A 19,561-nucleotide genomic window follows, 5' to 3' on the forward strand; every position below is an offset into this window, starting at 1 on the left:
CGCGGTGAGTAAGCGGGCTAGAGTCTGCGGGGTGCGTATTGTCTCGTTGCTCCCGTCGGCGACTGAGATCTGTTTCGCGCTCGGGGCCGGTGAGGATGTGGTCGGGGTCACGTTTGAGTGCGACTTCCCGGTTGCTGCCCGCACGCGGCGGATCGTGTCGACGACCGCGCTTCCCGAGGGTCTGACACCGGGCGAGATCGACGCGGCGGTACGTCGGAAGGTCGCCGCCGGGGAGGATCTGTATCACCTGGACGCGGGCGCCCTGCGTGAGCTCGATCCGGACGTGGTGATCACCCAGGACCTGTGCGCGGTCTGCGCGATCGACGTGACGGACGTCGACGAGGCCCTCGACCACCTGGGATGCCGAGCGGAGGTGGTGAGCTCGGATCCGCACAAGCTCGACGAAGTACTGGAGTCGATCGCGACGATCGGAAAGGCGATCGGCCGGGACGCCACGCAGTTGGTGGAAAGCCTGCGGACCCGACTGGACCACATGCGTGGCGCGGGTGCGCCGGGTCTTGGTGGTGGTGCGCGGATTGCGTTACTCGAGTGGACGGATCCGCCGTTTGCGCCGGGACATTGGTTGCCGGAGATGGTGACGCTGGCTGGTGGGAAGAGCGTGCTCGGAGATGCTGGGCAGCGGTCGGCGGCGATCACGTGGGAGGCCGTGCGGCAGTCTCGGCCTGACGTCGTTGTGTCGGCGCCGTGTGGGTTCGGGCTTGACGGGGCGACCGAGCTCACGGAGCTTCTGATGGGCGAACTACCGGCGGACATCCCGGTCTGGGCTGTCGACGCCAACGGATACTTCGCGCGGCCGGGACCTCGCCTCGTGGAAGGCGTCGAGGTGCTGGCAGCGATCATCCAGGGCGAGACCCCGGACCCGGCGATCGCGCGGCGCCTGCGGTAGTGGCGTTGGTCTCGCCGGCGTCGGCTTCCGGCGTGGGGTCGGTCCTGGGGTCTACGACATCCACTCGCCCCGAGTGCCGACCGTTGAAGAACTCGCCGCGCTGATCCAGGCGGCCCTCGCCACCACGCCGGCCGACCAGCTCTGGATCAACCCCGACTGCGGCCTCAAAACCCGCACGTACGCAGAGATCGCCCCCGCCCTACGCAACCTCACAACAGCAACCCAGCAACTCCGCGCAATGCTCTAAACCCGCGGGGCCGGGGAACTGGGTACAAGCGATGGGAACCTGGGACATGCAATGACATGTCCCAGGTCCCCATGTGGTGTTCCCAGTTCCGGGGGTTACAGCTTGCGGCGGGTGCGGAGGTAGTCGCCTACTACAGCCGCGCCCAGGCCGTCCGCGTCCGGAGCGAGGACGCGGCCGCCGCTGCGGCGGGCTAGCAGGTCGACGAACGCGTTCAGACGCGGATCGTCGCCCAGGCGGAAGACGGTCAGCGAGGCGCCGAGCTTGGCGAGTCGGTCGACCTCGAAGATCGTCTTGCGGAGCGTGGCCGCCTCGGGTGGGTACGAGAACTCGGCCGTGCCGTCGGGCTCCAGGTGAGCGGTCGGTTCCCCGTCCGTCACCATCAGTACGACCGGCTGCGCGTCAGGGTGCCGCCGCAGATGACGCCCGGCGAGGAGCAGCGCGTGGTGCGCGTTGGTGCCCTGCTCCCAGGTGCCTTCCATCCCGATCAGCTGGGGCAGCTCGACCACCCCGGCGTACCGGCCGAACGTGATCAGCTGCAGCGCGTCGTTCCGGTACCGCGTCGAGATGAGCTGATGCAACGCGAGCGCGGTCCGCTTCATCGGCAGCCAGCGACCCTCCTGCACCATCGACCAGGACGTGTCGACCAGCAACGCCACCGCGGCCCGGGCCCGATGCTCGGTCTCCGCGATCTCCACGTCCGCCACATCAAGCTTGACGGACCCAGAGCGAGAAGAAGTCCGCAGTACGGCGTTCCGCACCGTCCGCGGCACGTCCCACGGCTGGGTGTCCCCGAACTCCCACGGACGCGACGATCCACTCAGCTCACCGGCCGCGCCAGCGTTGGCCGCGTCCCGTTCACCTGATCCCCGAGCGGTCCGCAGTACGTCGGCCAACGCCGTCTGACCGAGCTGACGCAATGCCTTCGGCGACAACCGCAGCGAACCGTCGGGCGCCCGCTCGATCAGACCCTGATCACGCAGCTGCCGCTCCAGCTCACTCAGCCGACGCGCGTCGACCGTCGCCTCGTCACCCAGCTGACGGGTGAGTGCCTCGAGATCGATGTCCTCGAGCCGCGCCCCCGGATACGACTGCGCCAACTGCTCCGCCAACGCATCCAGCTCCGCGAGGTCGGACATCGCCTGCGCACCCTCGGCGAGACCGAGCGGATCGTCACCACGCATCTGCTCCGACCCGTACCAGTCCTCCCCCGGCCGCAGCGACTGCAGCTGAGCGTCCAGCTGCGCCAACTGCTGCGCGAGTTGCGGACTGCCGAACGCCTGCTGCGAAAGCTCCGCCAGCTCGGCCCGCTGTTCGGGTGTCATCGAGTTCAGCATCCGTTGCGCGGCGGCGGCCCGCTGCGCGAGTACGTCGATCAGCTCGTCGACGTTCCGCGGGTTCTCCGGGAAGAACTCGCCGTGGTTCGCCATGAACTCCTCGAAGAGTTCCGGTACTTCCGGCCGGCCTTGCGCGTGGGCCGCGAGTAGGGCGTTGAGGTCGGCCAGCATCTCGTTGATCGCCTCGACGTCCTCAGGCGTGGTCTGCTGCAGCGCCTCCTTCATGCCCTCGAACCGCGAACCGAGCAGCTCCCGCCCGAGCAGCTCTCGGATCTGCTCGTACTTCTCCCGGGCCTCCGACGACTCCCACTGGTAGGTCGCCAGCTCCCGTACGGCGGCCGCCGTACCGGAGGGAAGCGCGTCGAGCTCGGCCTCCTTGAACCGCGCGTCGTCGGACGGATTCGGGAACAGCTCGCGCCGCTCCGCTTCCAGCGCCTCGTTCAGCAGCCGCTGGACGTCCCGCAGGGTGCCGTCGAGGTTGTGCCGCCGCTCGATCTCGCGGCGGCGCTCCCACAGGCGGCGGGACAGGTCGTCCAGGCCCTGGGTGTTCCGGGTGCCGCGCCGGAGCAGTTCCTCCAGCGCGGACCGCGGCGACGCCCCGTTCATCACGTCCCGGCCGATCTCGTCCAGCGCATCCCGCAGATCCGCCGGCGCCTTCAGAGGATCCGGCCCGTCGTGCCACGGCCCGTAGGACCAGCCTTCCGGAATAGATGCCGACATGTCAGGCCCCGTAGACCGTGGTGTCGTCGTCGGCGTCCTTGGCGACCCGTTTGGACAGGTACAGCATCTCCAGGGCGAGTTCGATCGCTGCGGCGATCCGCCCGGACGAGTCGTCCGGCTCGACACCGGCGCGGGCGGCGACGTCGTGCAGGACGGGCAGCTCCGGCAGCGCGGCCAGCACGTCCCGGCCGGGCACCCGCTCCCCCGTCGTCACAAGGTTGCCATCAGCAACAGCATGCGCGAGCGGGGTGAGGTCGAGCCCCGCGAACCGTTCGCGTGCGGTGTCGGCCACCGACCGGCGCAGCAGGTACTCGAGCAGTTCGATCTCGCGCCCCTCCTCACCCGGCTCGAACTCGAGCTTGCCCCGCAGTACGGCGGGAACTGCCTCGAGGTCCACCGGGCGGGCCACCGCGGGCTCCTCGCCCGTGATCGCGGAGCGGCGCAGCGCGGCGGCGGCGATCGTCTCGGCCGCGGCGACCGCGAACCGGGCGGACACCCCGGACCGCTGGTCGATCGACGTCGACTCGCGCAGGTGCCGGACGAACCGGGCCAGCACCTCCAGCAACGGCTCGCCGACCTCGGCGGTGAGCTCGGCCTCCTGCCGGATCACGTCCACCTCGGCGTCGATGTCGAGCGGGTAGTGGGTCCGGACCTCGGCGCCGAAGCGATCCTTCAGCGGCGTGATGATCCGGCCGCGGTTGGTGTAGTCCTCGGGGTTGGCCGTTGCCACCAGCAACACGTCGAGCGGCAGCCGCAGCGTGTACCCCCGGACCTGGATGTCGCGCTCCTCCATCACGTTCAGCAACGCGACCTGGATGCGCTCGGCGAGGTCGGGCAGCTCGTTGATCGCGACGATGCCCCGGTGCGCCCGCGGGACCAGTCCGAAGTGGATGGTCTCCGGGTCACCGAGACTGCGGCCCTCGGCAACCTTCACCGGGTCCACGTCACCGATCAGGTCACCGACCGAGGTGTCGGGGGTGGCGAGTTTCTCGGCATACCGCAGATCGCGGTGCAGCCAGGCGACCGGCAGGTCGTCGCCGAGTTCGGCCGCACGGCGGCGCGAGGCCGGCGTGATCGGGTCGAGCGGGTGCTCAGGGAGCTCCGCGCCCTCGATCACCGGGGTCCACTCGTCGAGCAGACCGACCAGGGTGCGCAGCAGGCGCGTCTTGCCCTGACCGCGCTCACCGAGCAGTACGACGTCGTGCCCCGCGAGCAGGGCACGTTCGAGTTGCGGGATCACCGTGCGGGTGAAGCCGACGATGCCGGGCCACGGATCCCGCCCGGCGCGGAGTTCTTTCAGCAGATTGTCACGGATCTCGGCCTTGATCGACCGAGGAAGATATCCGGCGGCCCGGAGGTCACCGGCTTTACGAGGGAGTTCAGCAGGTGCACTAGTCACCCTGACGACGTTAGCTCGCTCTCCCCAAAGTGCACCTCAAATATCTCACCGCCTGGGCGTGACACGTCCCGAGGTGAACACGTGCGTCGGGGTGAACGTGACCGGCACCCACGGGTGCGCCGGCGACTCGCGGGTGACGAAATGGTTGCCGTCGGCCGGTTCGGTCGGGCGCAACTCGTACTCGTGCACCGGGTCCTCCGAGAACAGCAGCCGGTCTCCCGTCGCGGAATAGACCATTACCAGTTCGTCGTCACGCTTCGCGACGTCGAGCCGGACGCTGGCGCGCTCGTACGTTCCGGTGTGACGGTCGTCGACGGGTACGTCGATCGGCTGCGGCGCGGGCGGATGCGCGACACCGACGTACTCCGTGAACACCTCGGAGACGAGCGGCTCGAAGAGGCGGGTGCCGTTGCCGGAGTTGGTCAGCAGGCACATCGCCAGCCGCGCCTCCGGATCGATGCGCAGGAAGGCGAGCTGGGAGATCGTCGACCCGTCGTGACCGAACAACTGACGGCCGCCCCAGTCGTAGATGCGCCACGTCAGGCCGAGGTCGACGAAGCCGCCGATGCCCGCCGCGAACGGGACCTGCGGGTCCTGCATGGCCGCGTACCGCTCGTCGGTCAGGTGCATCACGGCGAACTCGAGCAGGTCGCCGGCGCTCGCACTGATCGTCCCGGCGGGGCCGATGCTGCGCGGGAGTTGCCACGTCTTCACCCGCGAACCGTCCGCCGCCAGGTGACCGACCGCGGCGCGCTCCAGGATCGCCTCTTCCGGCAAGGTGACCGTGTGGGTCAGGCCGAGCGGCTCGACCAGACGGGCCTTCAGCGACTCGTCCCAGGTCCGGCCGTCGAGTACCTCGATCAACCGGCCGAGCACCACGAATCCGGCATTGCAGTACGAGTACGCCGTACCGGGCTCGACGAGTTGGTCGACGCCGGTGAGCAGCGCGACGTACCGCTGCAGGCAGTCGTCGCCGCGACCCGTGTCGGTGAACAGGTCGCCGTCGATGCCACTGGTATGGGTCAGCAGGTGACGGACCGTGATCCGCGGGTCGACAGGGGCCTCGGGCAACAACTTGACGATCGGGTCGTCCAGCCGCAACCGGTCCTCGGCGGCGAGCTGGACGATCATCGACGCGGTCCACGGCTTGCTGATCGAGCCGATCTGGAAGAGCGAGTCGGCGGTGGTCTCGACCCCGGTCGTGCGGTTCAGGACGCCGTACGGCGCGATGGTCGTCTCGCCGTCGTGCCAGATCCCGAGCACCGCACCGGTGACCTCGGCCGCCACCGCCAACTCGTTCAACCGCGCAGACCAGTCAGGCATGCGCCCAACTTACTTCGTGAATCCTTCGAGGGCCGCACGGATATCCGTCCAGGCGGCTGACTCCTCCAAGCCCTGCTCGAGCAGGATCTTCGTGGCGATGCCGGCCTGGTCCCGGTAGAACGCGAGCAGCAGATGCTCGGTTCCGACGTAGTTGTGGCCGAGTGTCACCGCCTCGCCGACCGCTCCTTGGAGGACGTGCGCCGCGCGGCGCGTGTACGGCGGGTTCTCGGCGTCGAGGCTCTTCGGCTGATCACTCGGCTGGCCCGCCGGGCTCTGGATCTCCACCGCCGTCCGGACCGAGTCCTCGGTGATGCCGTGCTGGACGAGGACCTTGGCCGCGATCGCGTCGGGCTCCTTGTACATCGCGAGCAGCAGGTGCTCGGTGCCGATGAAGTCGTGGTTGCGCTCGCGGGCGATGCCGCCGGCCGCCTGGACAACGGCGCGGGCCCGCTGGGTGTAGCGCTCGAACGCCGGGCGGGCGGTCCAGGAGTCGGCGAAGCGTTTGTGGGCGGCTTGTTTGCTGACGCCGAGCACGGTGCTGATCTCGACCCAGGACTTCCCCGCGCCGCGGGCCCGGTCGACGAAGAAGCCGAGGGCGGCGTCACTGGTGGCGGTCAGTTCGTTGATCGTCGCCGCCGCGGTGCCGAGCTGCTCCAGCTCGTCGTCGCTACCGGCGTCGGCCTTGATCGTGTTGATGAGCTGCTGCAGATCAGGTCCGGGAGTCATGCCGTCAACCCTAGGTTGACAACCAATAGTCGTCAACCCTGGGTTGACGCCGGTCATTGCGTGCCGAACAACGGGTAGTGGTCACCAGCCGGCGCTCGCGCGGCGCGCCGTCAGCCTGTGGAGTCGCCGGGGTTGGCCACCACTACCCGTTCTTCGGTACCGGTCTAGGATTTGGCGGGTGCAGGGGATTCCGGATGTCATCGGTGACGGGTTGCGGGTGTTGTTCTGTGGGATCAATCCCGGGCTGATGTCGGCGGAGACCGGGCACCACTTCGCCCGGCCGGGGAACCGGTTCTGGCCGGCGCTGCACCAGAGCGGGTTCACGCCTCGCCAACTGCAGCCGGTCGAGCAGCAGGAGCTGCTGACCTACCGGCTCGGGATCACCAACGTGGTCGACCGGCCGTCGGCGAAGGCCGCGGAACTGACGCGGGCCGAGTTCGTGGCGGGTGGCGAGAACCTGGTGAAGAAGGTGCTCGACGTCCAGCCCGAGTGGCTGGCGGTGCTCGGTGTCACGGCGTACCGGGACGCCTTCGGGGAACGTACGGCGGCAGTGGGCAAGCAGGATCGGACGATCGGCGCCACGCAGGTCTGGATCTTGCCGAATCCGAGCGGCCTGAATGCCCACTACACGTTGCCGAAGCTGGCCGCGGCGTTCGCCGAGCTCCGGCTGGCCGCGGGCAATTAATTCACATTCTTTCCAGGGAGCTTCTGACTACTCTGAAGCCCATGGCAAAACGCAACTACCTGGTCGAGGGCGGTTCGGGCACCGGGAAGAGTTCGGTGTGCCGCGAGCTGCGGAAGCGCGGCTACACAGCCGTTGACGGCGACAACGAACTCGCCTATCAGGGCGATCCGGAAACCGGCGACCGCACCGAAGGCTTCAGCCACCAGAACCACATCTGGGACGTTGCCGAAGTCAGAGAGATAGCGGCGAGCACGACCGACGAGATCGCCTTCTTCTGTGGCGGTTCTAGGAACTTCACCAAGTTCCTGGACGTGTTCGACAAGGTGATCGTGCTGGACGTGGACACCGAAACCCTCAGGCGCAGGCTGGCCGATCGCGAGGCCGATGACTGGGGCGGGAACGACGAACAGAAGGAATTCATCCTGCGCCTGCACGCCACCAAGGAAGACATACCTCAGGGCACCGTCATCGACACCGCGCGCCCACTCGACGAGGTTGTCGACGCGATCCTCGACGCTATTCGTTGAGCGCCTTGCGCAGCGTCGAGATCGCCAGTTCGATCGCCGCGTTGGCAGCGTGGGTGTCGCGCAGCGCGTCGAGCATCACGAAGTCGTGGATGATCGCCGCGAACCGGACCGCCGTCGTCGGCACGCCGGCCTCGAGCAGCTTCGCGGCGTACGCCTCGCCCTCGTCCCGCAGTACGTCGGCCTGACCGGTGACGACCAGCGCCGGCGGCAGGCCCGTCAGCTGCTCGGTCGTCGCGCGCAGCGGCGACGCGGTGATCTGGTTCCGCTCGTTCTCGTCGGTCGTGTACTGGTCCCAGAACCACTTCATCCCGTCCAGTTGCAGGAAGTACCCCTCAGCGAACTCCTTGTACGACGCCGTGTCGAACGAAGCGTCCGTGACCGGGTAGAACAGCACCTGCTGGACGAACTTCACGTCCCCACGCTCCTTCGCGAGCAGCGTCACGGCGGCCGTCATGTTCCCGCCGACCGAGTCGCCGGCGATCGCCAGCCGCTCCGCGTCCAGACCGTGATCCTTGCCTGAGGCAATGATCCAGCGGGCGACCGCGTAGTTCTGCTCGAGCGCGTGCGGGTACCGCACCTCCGGCGACAGGTCATACTCCGGGAACACCACCGCGGCGCCCGCGCCGACCGCAAGCTCACGCACCAGCCGGTCATGGGTGTGCGCGTTGCCGAACACCCAGCCCGCGCCGTGGATGTAGAGGATGACAGGCAGTACGCCGGTCGCGCCCTGGGGCTTGACGATGCGGGCCTTGGTGCCGTCCGCGGCCGTCACCCACTCCTCGTCGACCGGGAGCTTCGGGTAGTCGGTGGTCTGCACCTCGTCGACGGCCTTGCGGCCCTCTTCGGGCGTCAGCTGGAACAGGTACGGCGGCTTGGCGGTCGCGTCGGCGAAGGCCTGGGCAGCGGGCTCCAGAACGGTCATCTTCCTCATCCTCCTGTGGCTTCCCTTGAGGAGAGAACGTGCGTTCTCCCCGGCGTTTGCTACTGTAGGAGAACGATGGTTCTCCGCGCAAGGTGGCGCGGATCACGCTGGAGGCGAGAGATGGTGCTGGACACGGCGACGGCGCGGCAGCAGGTGCTCGACGCGGCCGACGACTTGTTCTACGAACGCGGGGTGCAGTCGGTCGGCATGGACGCGATCCGGACGGCGTCCGGGGTATCGCTGAAGCGGCTCTACCAGCTGTTCCCGTCCAAGGACGTCCTGATCGAGGCGTACCTGGACCGCCGCGAGATCCTCTGGCAGACGATGCTCGCCGACCACGTCGAGGCGCAGACCGATCCGCGCGAGCGCATCCTCGCGGTGTTCGACTTCCTCTACTCCTGGTCGAGCCAGCGTGACTACCGCGGCTGCGCGTTCATCAACGCGTTCGGTGAGCTCGGCGCCGTCTCGCCGCGGGTCGCCGAGATGGCATCGCGGCACAAGGAAGGCTTCCGGCAGGCGCTCACCCAGCTCGCCCGCGAGGCCGGCTCCGACGATCCCGACCGGCTCGCGGACCACCTGATCCTGCTCAGCGAAGGCGCGATCACCCGCGCCGCGATCTCCGGCTCGGCCGACCCCGCCCTGCGCGCCCGGGAGGCCGCGACGATGATCCTGGACGCCTCCCCGACGAGCTGACACCTCACATTAGGCAGGATGGGCGCATGCGTCTGCCCGAGCTGCTGCGATCGATCGACGGACTCTCGTACGGACAGCGCGTACGCCTGCTCGCCGACCAGGCGCCGCAGCTGGTGAGTCTCCTCGCCGAGTTGGGTCGAGGGACCGCGTTCGAGCGCGTCCTCGGGCTCCAGATCGCCGAGGTCACCCGCGAGGCGTCGTACGTCAGCCGGATGCTTCGGGACCCGGATCCGGCCGTGCAGTCACGGGCGCTGGCGGCGGTCGGTCGCGGGGTGCCAGTCGCGGACGACGATCTGCGGATCGTGTACGACGACGCGCCCGCCTCACTGCGCTCGAAGCTGGTGGCCCTGGTACGTCGGCAGCGGCGCGAGCATCTCGCCGTACGGCTGATCGACGAGCACCGGGCACGCTGGGGTGACGTGGCAGCGACCGGTCTGCTCGACGCGACCGATCACGCGACCGTGGCGCGGCTGCTGCCCGAGCTGGCGTACTGCGTGACGCCTGGCGGCTGGCGTCAGCTCGCGAAGCATCATCCGGACGAAGTACTCGCGTTGGCTCGTCAGACGCTCCCGGCCAATGACGAGTGGTGGCAGAGCGTCGGGCACGGAGTCACCGCAGCACTGGAACACGCACCGGACGCGGTGCTCGAGCTGATCAAGCAGGCGGTGCCTGCGCACGATCTGCCCGTCGCCGTGCTCGACATCATCGGTCCACTCACCGATAGGGACCCGGCAGGTGTGCTGGAGCTGCTGCTCGCCCCTGACCGGCGCAGCGTGGTGACGCGGGCGCTGACCCCGGCGTTCCGGCGTCGGCTGCACAGGTACTCCGACGACGAGCTCATCACCCTCGGACGGGTCGTCTGGCCTGACCTGGCCAGCTTCCTCGACACACTGGCGCCGTCGCGGCGGGCAGTGATCTTCGCGGCCGTGACGCAGTACGTCGATCTCGGGCAGGCTCAGCTGGGTACGGACCTTCTCCAGGCCCTGCCACACACTGTGCGCGCGGAGCAGACACGTCGGATGCTGACGCTACCTGCGATCAGTGAAGACGGGTGGTGGCGGCGCAGCATCGCTGGTCACCTGCCGTACGACGAGGCCTTCGCACTCCTCGAACCGGATGTGAGCGATCCCGACGCCGCAGTGCGCAGCTCCGTCTACCAGGGGATCATCCGGTCGGCCGGGTACGGCAGGCAGCCGGAGCATGTCGTGCAGGCTGTCACGTGGGCGGCCGGGCGGATCCGCAACGACCAGGACACGGTGCGACTCAACACCGTACAGGCGGTCGCGGAGCTGCCGCCGACGCTGCTGACCGATGCGCTGACCGAGTCGTTGGACACGTTGCTCACCGATGCGTCGGCAGCGCGGGACGCCTCGTGGGCGACTCGGCATGCCCTGACGGAGCTGGCCGAGGATGCCGTCGTACAAGGCACCTTGGGCAACCGAACCACCCTGCTGGACTGGGGTTTGCAGGCGCACGCCCGGCTGTCGGAGAACCGTGGCCGGATCGACTTGGACCCGCTGGTCGACAGGCTGCCGCGCGGACGGGAAGCCGAGGTGTACGAGGCGCTCCGGCCCGCGATCGAGGCCGCGGCCAAGCGCGACGAATTCTCGCTGGCGTTCACTGTCGCGGCGGCCCTGGGCCGCCGCCGCTGGACGTCGGATCACCTCGAGAGCATGCTCGAGCAGGCGGTTTGGTCGGACCAGGAGTACACGTCCGACCAGGCCTGCAGGTACTGGCTGGAACCGCCCCGGACCCGGTACGACCGCCTCCGTCAGATCATCGACCGAGACGTCACCATGGCCCGCTGGCAGCCCGTGTGGTGGCTGGTCACCGAGCATTACACCGACCTGCTCGACCCGGTCCTCGCCGCGGCGGATCGGATTCGCCGCTTCGATCGCAGCAGTACGTCCTGGCAGGTGCCCGACTACGCACTTCGCCGCTGGCTGCCGCGACAGCAGGCTCGGTACGCCGAGTTGCTCGTCCAGGCGGCCCGTGATGACCGGATGCACACGTGGTACCGGGCGTTGGCGGTGCGGACGCTCGGACGCGTACCGGTCGCCGGCAGGGCTGCGTTGGACGAGTTCCTCGGGAGTTCCGACGTACTGGTGCAAGAGGCCGCGCTGGCGGCTCTGGCGTGGACAGAGCGACCTGACCTTGCAATGCCATTGCTGCTCGCGCATGCGGGTGACGATCGCGCGCGGGTCGCTGTGTACGCGGCTAGCCGGGCGGCGCGCTTCGTTCGGCCCAGTCTGCTGCCGGGGCTGCTGCAGCCGGTGCTGACAGGTGACCGCGTGAAGGTCACGTCGCGGAAGGAGGCAGTGCGGCTGCTCGGCGAGCTACGGGCTCCAGGAGCTAGCGCTGTCCTGACGGAGGCATGGGCTGGTGCGCATCGGGACGTGCGGGCCGCTATTGCGCGGACCGTGTCGCAGTACTTGCTGTACGACCCTGCTGCGTGGGCAGTGCTTGAGCAGGCAGTGCATGACTCTCCGGCTACTGCGACAGCGTTGACGGTACGGCGCGCGTACGACGTGCCTGTGGGGTACCGGGCGCGGTACGCCGACCTGTTGATCGCTGTGACGACTCGCAGCGAGCCTGAGGTTGTTGGGCCGGCGTTGCTCGCGTTGCGGGGCTGGGCGCGGTACAACCCGGCTGCTACTCGGGTCTGTGCGGACGTCATCAGCAGGCTGTCGCTGCGCAGTCGCGTATGGCGGGATGCGATCACTGCGCTGGTCTCCTTCGTCGCGACAGATGCGCCGGCGGGGCTGGACGAGGTCGTTGACGTCGCTCGGCTGCTGGTGCGGTTGGAGGCGAATCCGGCGCTGCCGAACGCGTTGCCGGATCGGGATCATCCGGCGCGGCAGCGGCTCACGTATCTGGTGAGTCAGCTGTCTGCGCAGTTCAGCCGCCGGTCGGCGGAGGTCCGCGGGCACCTGCGTGTGGTTGCCGACGAGCTGGTTGGCTCCGACTTTCTGGAACTCCGGCTGCAGCTGCTGGTGCATTCGCAGTCAGCGGACGAGCTTCGCGAGCTGGTCGGTGATGATCCATTGGCTGCGCTGAGGGCCGCCGACCTCGTCTCCGCCCGGCTGTCCGCTTCGGAGTCGACCTGGACGCCTGCAGACCTGCTGCCGGTTGCTGATTCGCTCGTCCACTCGGCGGACCTTGCGTCCGGGTTGCTGGCCCATGTCCTGGTGCGCGCGGCTGCGCCCCGGGCCGGGTGGTCCGCCGAGTGGCGCGAGCTGTTGGTTGCCCTCCGCAACCACCCGTCGCCGGCCGTCCGCCGCCAGAGCCTCGACCTGACAACCGCTTCGGAGTAGAAGTCCTGTTCCAGCGGCCAGCGCCTGTGCCTGGCCGCGCGGGTGGCGTCAGTCGGCGTGCTTGTGTTCCTCGGCCTCGCGGGCGCGTTTGCGGCGTTTGCCTTCGTGCATGGCCGCGACGCGGGCGACCGGGATGGCGCGGCCTTCGAGGAGGACGTCCTCTGGGATCTCTTGCGGCGCGGGGAGCTGTTCGGCCCACGGGTCGCGATCGCCGAGGAGGTCCGGGGCGGTGCGGACGGTGAAGTCGCGCGGCGTCACGCTCTCCAGGTCGTCCCAGCCGACCGGGAACGACACCGTCGTACCGGGCCGGACGCGCGGGCTGTACGCCGCGACGACCGTCGCACCGCCGGCCCTCGTGGAGTCGACGAAAACCTTCCCGTGCCGGTCCTCCTTGATGTACGCCGTGGTCGCTGTCGACGGATCGAGCCTCTCGGCCCGCGCCGCGATCGCCCGCGTGGCGGCCGCGGCGTCCTCGATCGTCACCGTGTCGACAATCGGCACGATCACGTGCACGCCCTTCGCGCCGCTCGTCTTGACCGCGCCGGACAACCCGCAGTCGGTCAACGCCTCCCGCACCAGCAGCGCGGCCTGCACCGCCATCGAGAACGTCTCACCCTCCGGCGGGTCGAGGTCGAGCACGAGGTGCGTGACCCGGTCCCAGCGGTCGGCGCGCATCAACGTCGGGTGGTACTCCACCGCGCGCTGGTTCGCGAACCACAGCAGCGTCCGACGGTCGTCGCACAACGCGTGCGACACCTCGCGTTTCGACGCCTCCGCCCAGACCTGCACGGTCTTCACCCAGTCCGGCGTGTACTTCGGGACGTTCTTCTGCATGAACTTGGGCTGCCCCGGGCGGATCCGCACGACCGACAACGGCCGCTCCCGCAGCTCCGGCACGATCCGCTCGTGCACCGCGTCCAGGTAGTCGACGAGATCCCGCTTCCTCGCATCAGCGCCGTCGAACAACGGCTGATCCAAGTTGGTCAGGTCAACGCCGTCCCGCGTCTCATCCAGCTTGCTCGCCATCCCTAGAGCTTAGAAGAGCCGTCAACGCATCAAGAACGACTTTGTCCTCGCCGGGTTGGAGGGTTTGCGGGTTGAGGGCGATGGCGTCGTCGGGTACGCCGAAGGTGCCGACCGCGATGCGCGGGTCGCCGTCCCACAGCGCCTTGATCACCTCGTCGCGGTCGCGCGTCAGGCGGAGTACGGCGCGGCTGTGGGGTTGGCCGGCCTCGCTCGGGTACCCGCGCTCGACGGTCACGATCCCGTCCAGGCCGACGATCCAATTGTCAACAATCCGCTCGTAGGTTGCCAGCAATTCGTCCTCGTCCTGCGCGAGCGTCCACTCGACCGCGGCGAGGAGTCCCATCAGCTCCTCCTTCCCCACCTTCATCCCGCGTCCGAGCTCCTGCTTCGGCGACGTGTGCGCCCGTATCCGATCCACGAGCCACCGCTTCCCCAGCACCAGCCCGCTCGCCTGCGGCCCCCGTAACCCCTTCCCGCCGCTCACCAGCACCGCATCCGCACCGATGTCCCGCGTGAACCGCCAAAGCGACGCAACCGGCGGGATCTGCGCCGCCGCATCCACAATCACCGGTACGCCGAACTCGCGCGCACCCCGCACCACCTCCTCCACCGGCAACGCACCAGCCGCGTAGTGCGCGCCCGCAAACCACAGCACGCACGCCGGCTTGCGTGCGAGCGCCGTACGCAACTCGTCGTACGACGGGCCGATCTCGACAATGCGGGCGCCCGTGAGCCGGGCTGAGTAGTCGTAACCGTTGCGTTGGCTGGCGAACATCACCACCTCGGCGTCGGTCGGGAACGCCTGCGATTCGGTGGTGATGCAGGCGGCGACCGTCAGCGAGATAGCGGCCGCGGCACCGGACGTCACGTACGCGGCCTCGTTGTGGGTCAGCTCGGCGAGCCGCTCCCCCACCCGGTCGTTCAGCTCGGGCAGGTCGACGAACTGCGCCGCCGCGTCGTTCATCGCCTTCAGGACCGGGGCCGGCATCAACGATCCCCCGAGCACCGTGACAGTGGCGTTCGCGTTGATGACAGGTCGCACGCCCAGTGGTGCGGTCATGCGACGAACTTCGACATCGCCGGTACGCCGAACCGTTCGGCCAGCCACGCGTCGAGGAAGTCGTTGTCGGCGCCGTCGAGGTGGGTGACCTGGTAGACCTCCGGATCCGGCAACGCCGACAGCAGCGACCCGCACCAGTCCGCGTCGTCGACGGCGAGGAGCGTCCGAGCGGCAACTGCGGGCGCGTGCCGCGACGGATCGAAGTACGACAGGGTTGTCGACAATGCGTCAGTCGACGATCCACCCCGCAGGTGGTCGTTCAGCTCTTCCAACGGATACAGGCACGACTTCAGCCGCGCCTCCATCGCGCGGTAGAACAGCAGGTCCGTCACTCGCACCGTGCTGAACCCGGGCCGCCGCGCCGCCGTCAGCACCGCAAGATCGTCACCGGTCACCGCGACCCGCGCCGGATCGACCTCCGCCAGTCCCATCAGGAACTCGGCCGCTCGTAGACAATCCGCGGCGATCCCGCGATAGATGTACGTCGACGGGTCGTCGATCCCCATTGTCAACAATCCCGGGTACGCCGCCGCGAATCCCTCGTCGGCGAGCCGCTGACCGCGGTGCATCAGCCCGAGGACGACGTACCGGCTCCGGTCGTTCGGATGCGGGATGTTGTTGACGCTTCCGTACCGCGGCGTGATGAGCAGCCCGGGGAACGGGCCGTCGCCTTTCGGGATGCTGAGGTTGCCGTACACGCGGTACGGCCCGGTGCTGGTGATCCGCACCGTGTAGAACGTCGCCTCGTCGGTCGTCCGCGCCGGCACCACGTCCAGCACCGGGCGGCCGGGAATCGCCGCGAGCTCTTCGTCGACCGCGGCCCAGTAGGCATCGAAGGTCATCAGGTCACCGTCCCGGGGTGAGGTGCTCGGCAAGGAAGTCCTCCACGACGCGCATGACGTCCGGCAGACCGGCGTGGTGCGCGCAGTGCGGATAGGTGTGCAGCGTCTTCTCGCACGTCAGCGTGCGGTGCAACGCGAACCCGGTCTCCGGCGGGCAGACGTCGTCCTCGAGCCCGAGGTAGATCAGCGTCGGCGCCTGCACCTTCGGCGCGAAGTTCAGCCCGTCGTAGTACGCGACCGTCTCCCGCACCCGGTCCACGTCCTTCGGGTGGATCCGCAGGTACTCGTTGATCTCCTCGTACGGGTACGACCGGGTCAGCGTCGGCGCGGTCATGATCCCGCAGAGGTACGGCGCGCCCGCCGCAACGCACCGGATCGCATCGGGCAGCAACGCGGCCGTGGAGATCCCGAGCCCACCGCCCTGGCTCGACCCCTGCAGTCCGATCCGCAGATTGTCGACATCTGGACGATCAAGCAATACTTCGACCGCACGCACCACGTCGAGGTAGAACCCGCGGTACCCGTACGTGTTGGGGTCGACGATGTTGTGCGTCAGCAGACCCGGATACCCGGGGTTGAACACGTCGTTCGAGCGGAGCTTCCCGCGCGGCGCGATCGCCAGCGCGGCGTACCCGAGTTCCGCCCACTCCTTCGGGACGGTCGGCTCGGAGATGTACCCGGGGATCGTGACCAGGCCCGGGTACGGCGCGGTGCCCGCGCGCGGGACGGCGTACCAGCCGGCGATCCGCAGACCGCCGAAGCTGGTGAAGCGCAGATCGTAGACAATCACCGTGTCCGTGGAGAGCGTCGGCATCTCGGTGAGCACCGGGTCCAGCGGGTCGGACGCGCAGTCCGCCAGGCCGGCCGCCCAGAAGTCGTCGAAGTCAGCGGGCAGTTCGACCTCGACGGTCGCGTTCTCGGGGTCTCTCAAGAGTGTTCCTCTCGTTCGGGCGCGTGGAGTGCGGTGCCGTCGGCGGCGGCGAACAGGTGCAGGCGGCTCGGGTTGAAGCCGACGTACACCGTGCTGTCGTGACCGAGGCGGAAGGGGGTCGGGACGCGGGCCTTGATGAGCTCGCCCTCGATGCGGACGGTGACCAGGACGTCGGGGCCGAGCGGTTCGGAGACGAAGACCTTCCCGGGGAGATGGCCGGCGACGGGGCTTGTCGACAAGGTGATGTCTTCGGGGCGGATCCCCAGCACCACGGCCGGATCGGCCGGATCGGCGTCGACGTGGAGGGGCTGGGTGAACGCGGGTGCGCGGAAGGTGCGGATCCCATCGACGTCGGCGAGATCACCGGTGACGAAATTCATCGGCGGTGAGCCCATGAACGACGCCACGAAGCGGTTCGCCGGGCGCTCGTAGATCTCCTCCGGTGTCGCGCACTGCTGGACGACGCCGTCGCGCATCACGGCGATCCGGTCCGACATCGTCATCGCCTCGACCTGGTCGTGCGTGACGTAGATGAACGTCCGCGCCACGTCGACGTGCAGCCGCTTGATCTCCGCGCGCATCAGCACCCGGAGCTGGGCATCGAGGTTGGACAGCGGCTCGTCGAGCAGGTAAGCGCCGGCGTCGCGGACGATCGCCCGCCCGAGCGCGACCCGTTGCCGCTGGCCGCCGGACAGTTCCCGCGGCTTGCGGTCCAGCAGGTCCTCGATGTCCAGCGTCCGGGCCGCCTGCAGGACCTGCTCGGAGATCGTTGCCTTCGGCACCCGCATCATCTTCAGCGCGAACCCGATGTTCTGACGCACGGTCTTGTGCGGGTACAGCGCGTAGCTCTGGAACACCATCGACACGTCCCGCTTGTTCGCCGGCAGCCAGCTGACCGGCTTGCCGTCGAAGAAGATGTGTCCCTCGGTCGCGCGCTCCAACCCGCAGATCATCCGTAGGGTTGTCGACTTTCCACAACCGGACGGTCCGACCAGCGTGAGGAACTCGCGGTCCTCGACGGTCAGGTTGAGATCGCGGACAGCGGTCTTGCCGCCGAACGACTTGGTGACGCCTTCCAAACGCACTTCAGCCATGTGTCTCAGCCCTTCACGGATCCGGCGGCCATGCCCTGCACCAGCTTGCGCTGGAAGAGCAGGGCCAGTGCCAGTGGTGGGACGACCGCGAGCACGCCGGCCGCGGCCATCACGGTGAACTGGGTGTTGAAGTCGGTGGCGAAGTTCGCCGCCACCACCGGGATCGTCTTCGCCGCCTTCGTACTGGTCAGGAACAGCGCGAACATGAACTCGTTCCACGCGGTCATGAACGCGAACACCGCGGCCGCGACCAGCCCGGGCGCCGCGACCGGCAGGAACACCGTCCACATCGTCCGGAACCAGCCGCACCGGTCGACCCGGGCCGCTTCCTCCAGTTCGCGCGGTACCGACCGGAAGAAGTCCTTCAGGATCCAGATCGTGATCGGCAACGCGAACGTCGTGTACGACAGGATCAGCGCGAGATAGGTGTCCAGCAGCCCGAACGACCGCATCAGCAGGTAGAACGGGATGATGATCGCGATCCCCGGCACCATCCGGGTCAGCAGGTACAGCACGAGCAGCACCTGACTCCCGCGGAACTTCAACCGCGAGAACGAGTACGCCGCGAACGTCGCCAGCGCCAGGTTCAGTACGGCGGTCGCGGTCGCCACGACCAGGCTGTTCCGCAACGAGTACGGCGTCTCCGACACGGCCCGCCCACCGACGAGCTCCTGCGCCGCGTTCGGACGGACGAACCCGAGATAGTTCTCCAGCGTCGGATGGATCGGAACCCAGTGCGGCGGCACCGAGATCGCGTCCACCTCATGCATGAAACTCATCGCGACAATCCAGTAGAACGGCAACACCAGATAGAGCGCAAAGCCGACCGCCAGCACATAAAGCACGATCTTCTTCCACGGAATCCGATACCGGAGCGGGACATTCACGACGGTGCTCATACCTCGAAGTTGCCTTTCCGGTAGAGGAGGCCGATGTAGCCGACGGAGATCAGGAGGGTGATCGCGGTGATCACCCAGGCGTAGGCGCTGCCGAGGCCGAAGTCGGTGAAGGTCAGGACGGTTTGGACGTCGAGGAGCGCGATCGTGGTGGTCGCGTCCCCGGGGCCGCCGCCGGTGAGGACGTAGATGGTGTCGAACGCGCGGAACGCGTTCATCGTCTCGAGGATGAGGACGATCAGGAGTGGATGCAGGAGCCACGGCACGGTCACCTCGGTGAACCGTCGCCACGCGCCGGCGCGGTCCACGGTGGCGGCGTCGTACAACTCCGAGGGGATTGTCGACAATCCGGCGAGCAGAATGATGACCGAGAACGGGAGCGTGTTCCAGACCTGGGCGAGTGCCGTGAACAGGAACGCGCCCGAGCCGGACGTCAGCCACGCGTGGTAGCTGTCGATCAGCCCGAGTTGCTGCAGCAGACCGTTCAGCGCGCCGGTCTTCGCGTCGAAGATCGTCCGCCACATCAGGCCGTTCACCACCCCGGGCATTGCCCAGGGCAACAAAGCGAGGCTGAGCAGCAGACCGCGACCGCGGAACCGTTCGTTCAGCACCAGCGCCAGGATCAGCGCGAGTACGACGGTCAGCCCGAGCACCACCAGCACGAACAGCGCCGAGACTTTCAGCGCGGACAGGAACGCCTGGTCGCTGAGCAGTGCCTTGTAGTTGTCGAATCCGATGAACCGCTTGGCCCGCGGGCGTTTCAGGTTGTTCTTCTGCAGGCTGACGTAGAACGAGTACCCGATCGGATAGGCGACCAGCAGGGCGATCACCGCGATCGCCGGGGCATTCAGAGCCCAGGCTTTCGCGTTGTCGCCCAGCGGCCGGCGTTCGGCGGACCCTTTGAGCACAGCCATC

Annotated in this window: 17 protein-coding genes and 1 pseudogene; 6 read left to right on the plus strand and 12 right to left on the minus strand. The window is 68.3% G+C overall.

Annotation, left to right across the window (positions count from 1 at the left end; translation table 11 throughout):
• Nucleotides 1-31 precede the first annotated feature (31 nt).
• Together E0H45_RS28120 and E0H45_RS42600 are read left to right on the plus strand one after the other, a co-directional pair.
• A complete protein-coding gene (locus tag E0H45_RS28120) occupies nucleotides 32-907 on the plus strand; it encodes a cobalamin-binding protein (RefSeq protein ID WP_131342815.1) in 876 nt (291 codons plus the stop codon).
• A gap of 31 nt (nucleotides 908-938) precedes the next feature.
• A pseudogene (locus E0H45_RS42600) lies at nucleotides 939-1,154 on the plus strand (hypothetical protein); the annotation flags it as partial.
• 95 nt (nucleotides 1,155-1,249) lie between these two features.
• Here E0H45_RS42600 and E0H45_RS28130 read toward each other — a convergent pair.
• Genes E0H45_RS28130 through E0H45_RS28145 form a run of 4 tightly spaced genes read right to left on the minus strand, consistent with a single transcriptional unit; the run spans nucleotide 1,250 to nucleotide 6,656 of the window.
• Nucleotides 1,250-3,208, minus strand: a complete 1,959-nt coding sequence (locus tag E0H45_RS28130) for a vWA domain-containing protein (RefSeq protein WP_131342819.1) — start codon at nucleotides 3,206-3,208, stop codon at nucleotides 1,250-1,252.
• A 1-nt stretch (nucleotide 3,209) separates the two neighbouring features.
• On the minus strand, nucleotides 3,210-4,607 hold the full coding sequence (locus E0H45_RS28135; protein WP_131342821.1) for an ATP-binding protein: 1,398 nt from the start codon (nucleotides 4,605-4,607) through the stop codon (nucleotides 3,210-3,212).
• A 45-nt stretch (nucleotides 4,608-4,652) separates the two neighbouring features.
• Entirely contained in the window at nucleotides 4,653-5,930 is a 1,278-nt protein-coding gene (locus tag E0H45_RS28140) for a serine hydrolase domain-containing protein (RefSeq protein ID WP_131342823.1), read from the minus strand.
• Nucleotides 5,931-5,939: 9 nt separating this feature from the next.
• Entirely contained in the window at nucleotides 5,940-6,656 is a 717-nt protein-coding gene (locus E0H45_RS28145) for a Clp protease N-terminal domain-containing protein (protein ID WP_131342824.1), read from the minus strand.
• 178 nt (nucleotides 6,657-6,834) lie between these two features.
• On the opposite strand from E0H45_RS28145, the gene mug reads away from it, so the two are divergent.
• Nucleotides 6,835-7,341, plus strand: a complete 507-nt coding sequence (mug, locus tag E0H45_RS28150) for a G/U mismatch-specific DNA glycosylase (protein ID WP_202872540.1) — start codon at nucleotides 6,835-6,837, stop codon at nucleotides 7,339-7,341.
• Nucleotides 7,342-7,382: 41 nt separating this feature from the next.
• Nucleotides 7,383-7,868, plus strand: coding sequence for an AAA family ATPase (locus E0H45_RS28155; protein WP_131342826.1), 486 nt, complete (start codon nucleotides 7,383-7,385; stop codon nucleotides 7,866-7,868).
• Here E0H45_RS28155 and E0H45_RS28160 read toward each other — a convergent pair.
• A complete protein-coding gene (locus E0H45_RS28160) occupies nucleotides 7,858-8,790 on the minus strand; it encodes an alpha/beta hydrolase (protein ID WP_131342828.1) in 933 nt (310 codons plus the stop codon). The genes E0H45_RS28155 and E0H45_RS28160 overlap by 11 nt on opposite strands.
• Nucleotides 8,791-8,910: 120 nt before the next feature.
• Here E0H45_RS28160 and E0H45_RS28165 point away from each other — a divergent pair, with 120 nt between their 5' ends.
• Nucleotides 8,911-9,483 (plus strand): TetR/AcrR family transcriptional regulator, encoded by a 573-nt coding sequence (locus E0H45_RS28165; protein WP_131342830.1) that lies wholly within the window; start codon nucleotides 8,911-8,913, stop codon nucleotides 9,481-9,483.
• 26 nt (nucleotides 9,484-9,509) lie between these two features.
• Nucleotides 9,510-12,797: a HEAT repeat domain-containing protein gene (locus E0H45_RS28170; RefSeq protein WP_131342832.1), complete on the plus strand. Its 3,288-nt coding sequence runs from the start codon at nucleotides 9,510-9,512 to the stop codon at nucleotides 12,795-12,797.
• 48 nt (nucleotides 12,798-12,845) lie between these two features.
• Here the strand turns inward: E0H45_RS28170 and ligD are convergent, their stop codons facing one another.
• From ligD to E0H45_RS28205, 7 genes are read right to left on the minus strand one after another with little or no spacing between them, the layout of a single operon-like run.
• Nucleotides 12,846-13,823 (minus strand): non-homologous end-joining DNA ligase, encoded by a 978-nt coding sequence (gene ligD / locus E0H45_RS28175; protein ID WP_131342833.1) that lies wholly within the window; start codon nucleotides 13,821-13,823, stop codon nucleotides 12,846-12,848.
• Nucleotides 13,804-14,883 carry an aminotransferase class V-fold PLP-dependent enzyme gene (locus E0H45_RS28180; protein ID WP_131342834.1) on the minus strand — a complete coding sequence of 360 codons (1,080 nt, stop codon included), beginning with the start codon at nucleotides 14,881-14,883 and terminating at the stop codon, nucleotides 13,804-13,806. The genes ligD and E0H45_RS28180 overlap by 20 nt, the downstream gene beginning before the upstream one ends.
• Nucleotides 14,880-15,725, minus strand: a complete 846-nt coding sequence (locus E0H45_RS28185) for an acetylxylan esterase (RefSeq protein ID WP_131342835.1) — start codon at nucleotides 15,723-15,725, stop codon at nucleotides 14,880-14,882. The genes E0H45_RS28180 and E0H45_RS28185 overlap by 4 nt, the downstream gene beginning before the upstream one ends.
• 4 nt (nucleotides 15,726-15,729) lie before the next feature.
• Nucleotides 15,730-16,656, minus strand: coding sequence for an acetylxylan esterase (locus E0H45_RS28190; protein ID WP_131342836.1), 927 nt, complete (start codon nucleotides 16,654-16,656; stop codon nucleotides 15,730-15,732).
• Nucleotides 16,653-17,750 (minus strand): ABC transporter ATP-binding protein, encoded by a 1,098-nt coding sequence (locus E0H45_RS28195; RefSeq protein WP_131342838.1) that lies wholly within the window; start codon nucleotides 17,748-17,750, stop codon nucleotides 16,653-16,655. The genes E0H45_RS28190 and E0H45_RS28195 overlap by 4 nt, the downstream gene beginning before the upstream one ends.
• Before the next feature lie 5 nt (nucleotides 17,751-17,755).
• Nucleotides 17,756-18,649, minus strand: coding sequence for a carbohydrate ABC transporter permease (locus E0H45_RS28200; protein WP_131342840.1), 894 nt, complete (start codon nucleotides 18,647-18,649; stop codon nucleotides 17,756-17,758).
• Nucleotides 18,646-19,560, minus strand: coding sequence for a carbohydrate ABC transporter permease (locus tag E0H45_RS28205; RefSeq protein WP_131342842.1), 915 nt, complete (start codon nucleotides 19,558-19,560; stop codon nucleotides 18,646-18,648). The genes E0H45_RS28200 and E0H45_RS28205 overlap by 4 nt, the downstream gene beginning before the upstream one ends.
• Nucleotide 19,561: the final 1 nt, after the last annotated feature.

This window comes from Kribbella soli (assembly GCF_004331345.1).
Lineage (GTDB): Bacteria > Actinomycetota > Actinomycetes > Propionibacteriales > Kribbellaceae > Kribbella > Kribbella soli.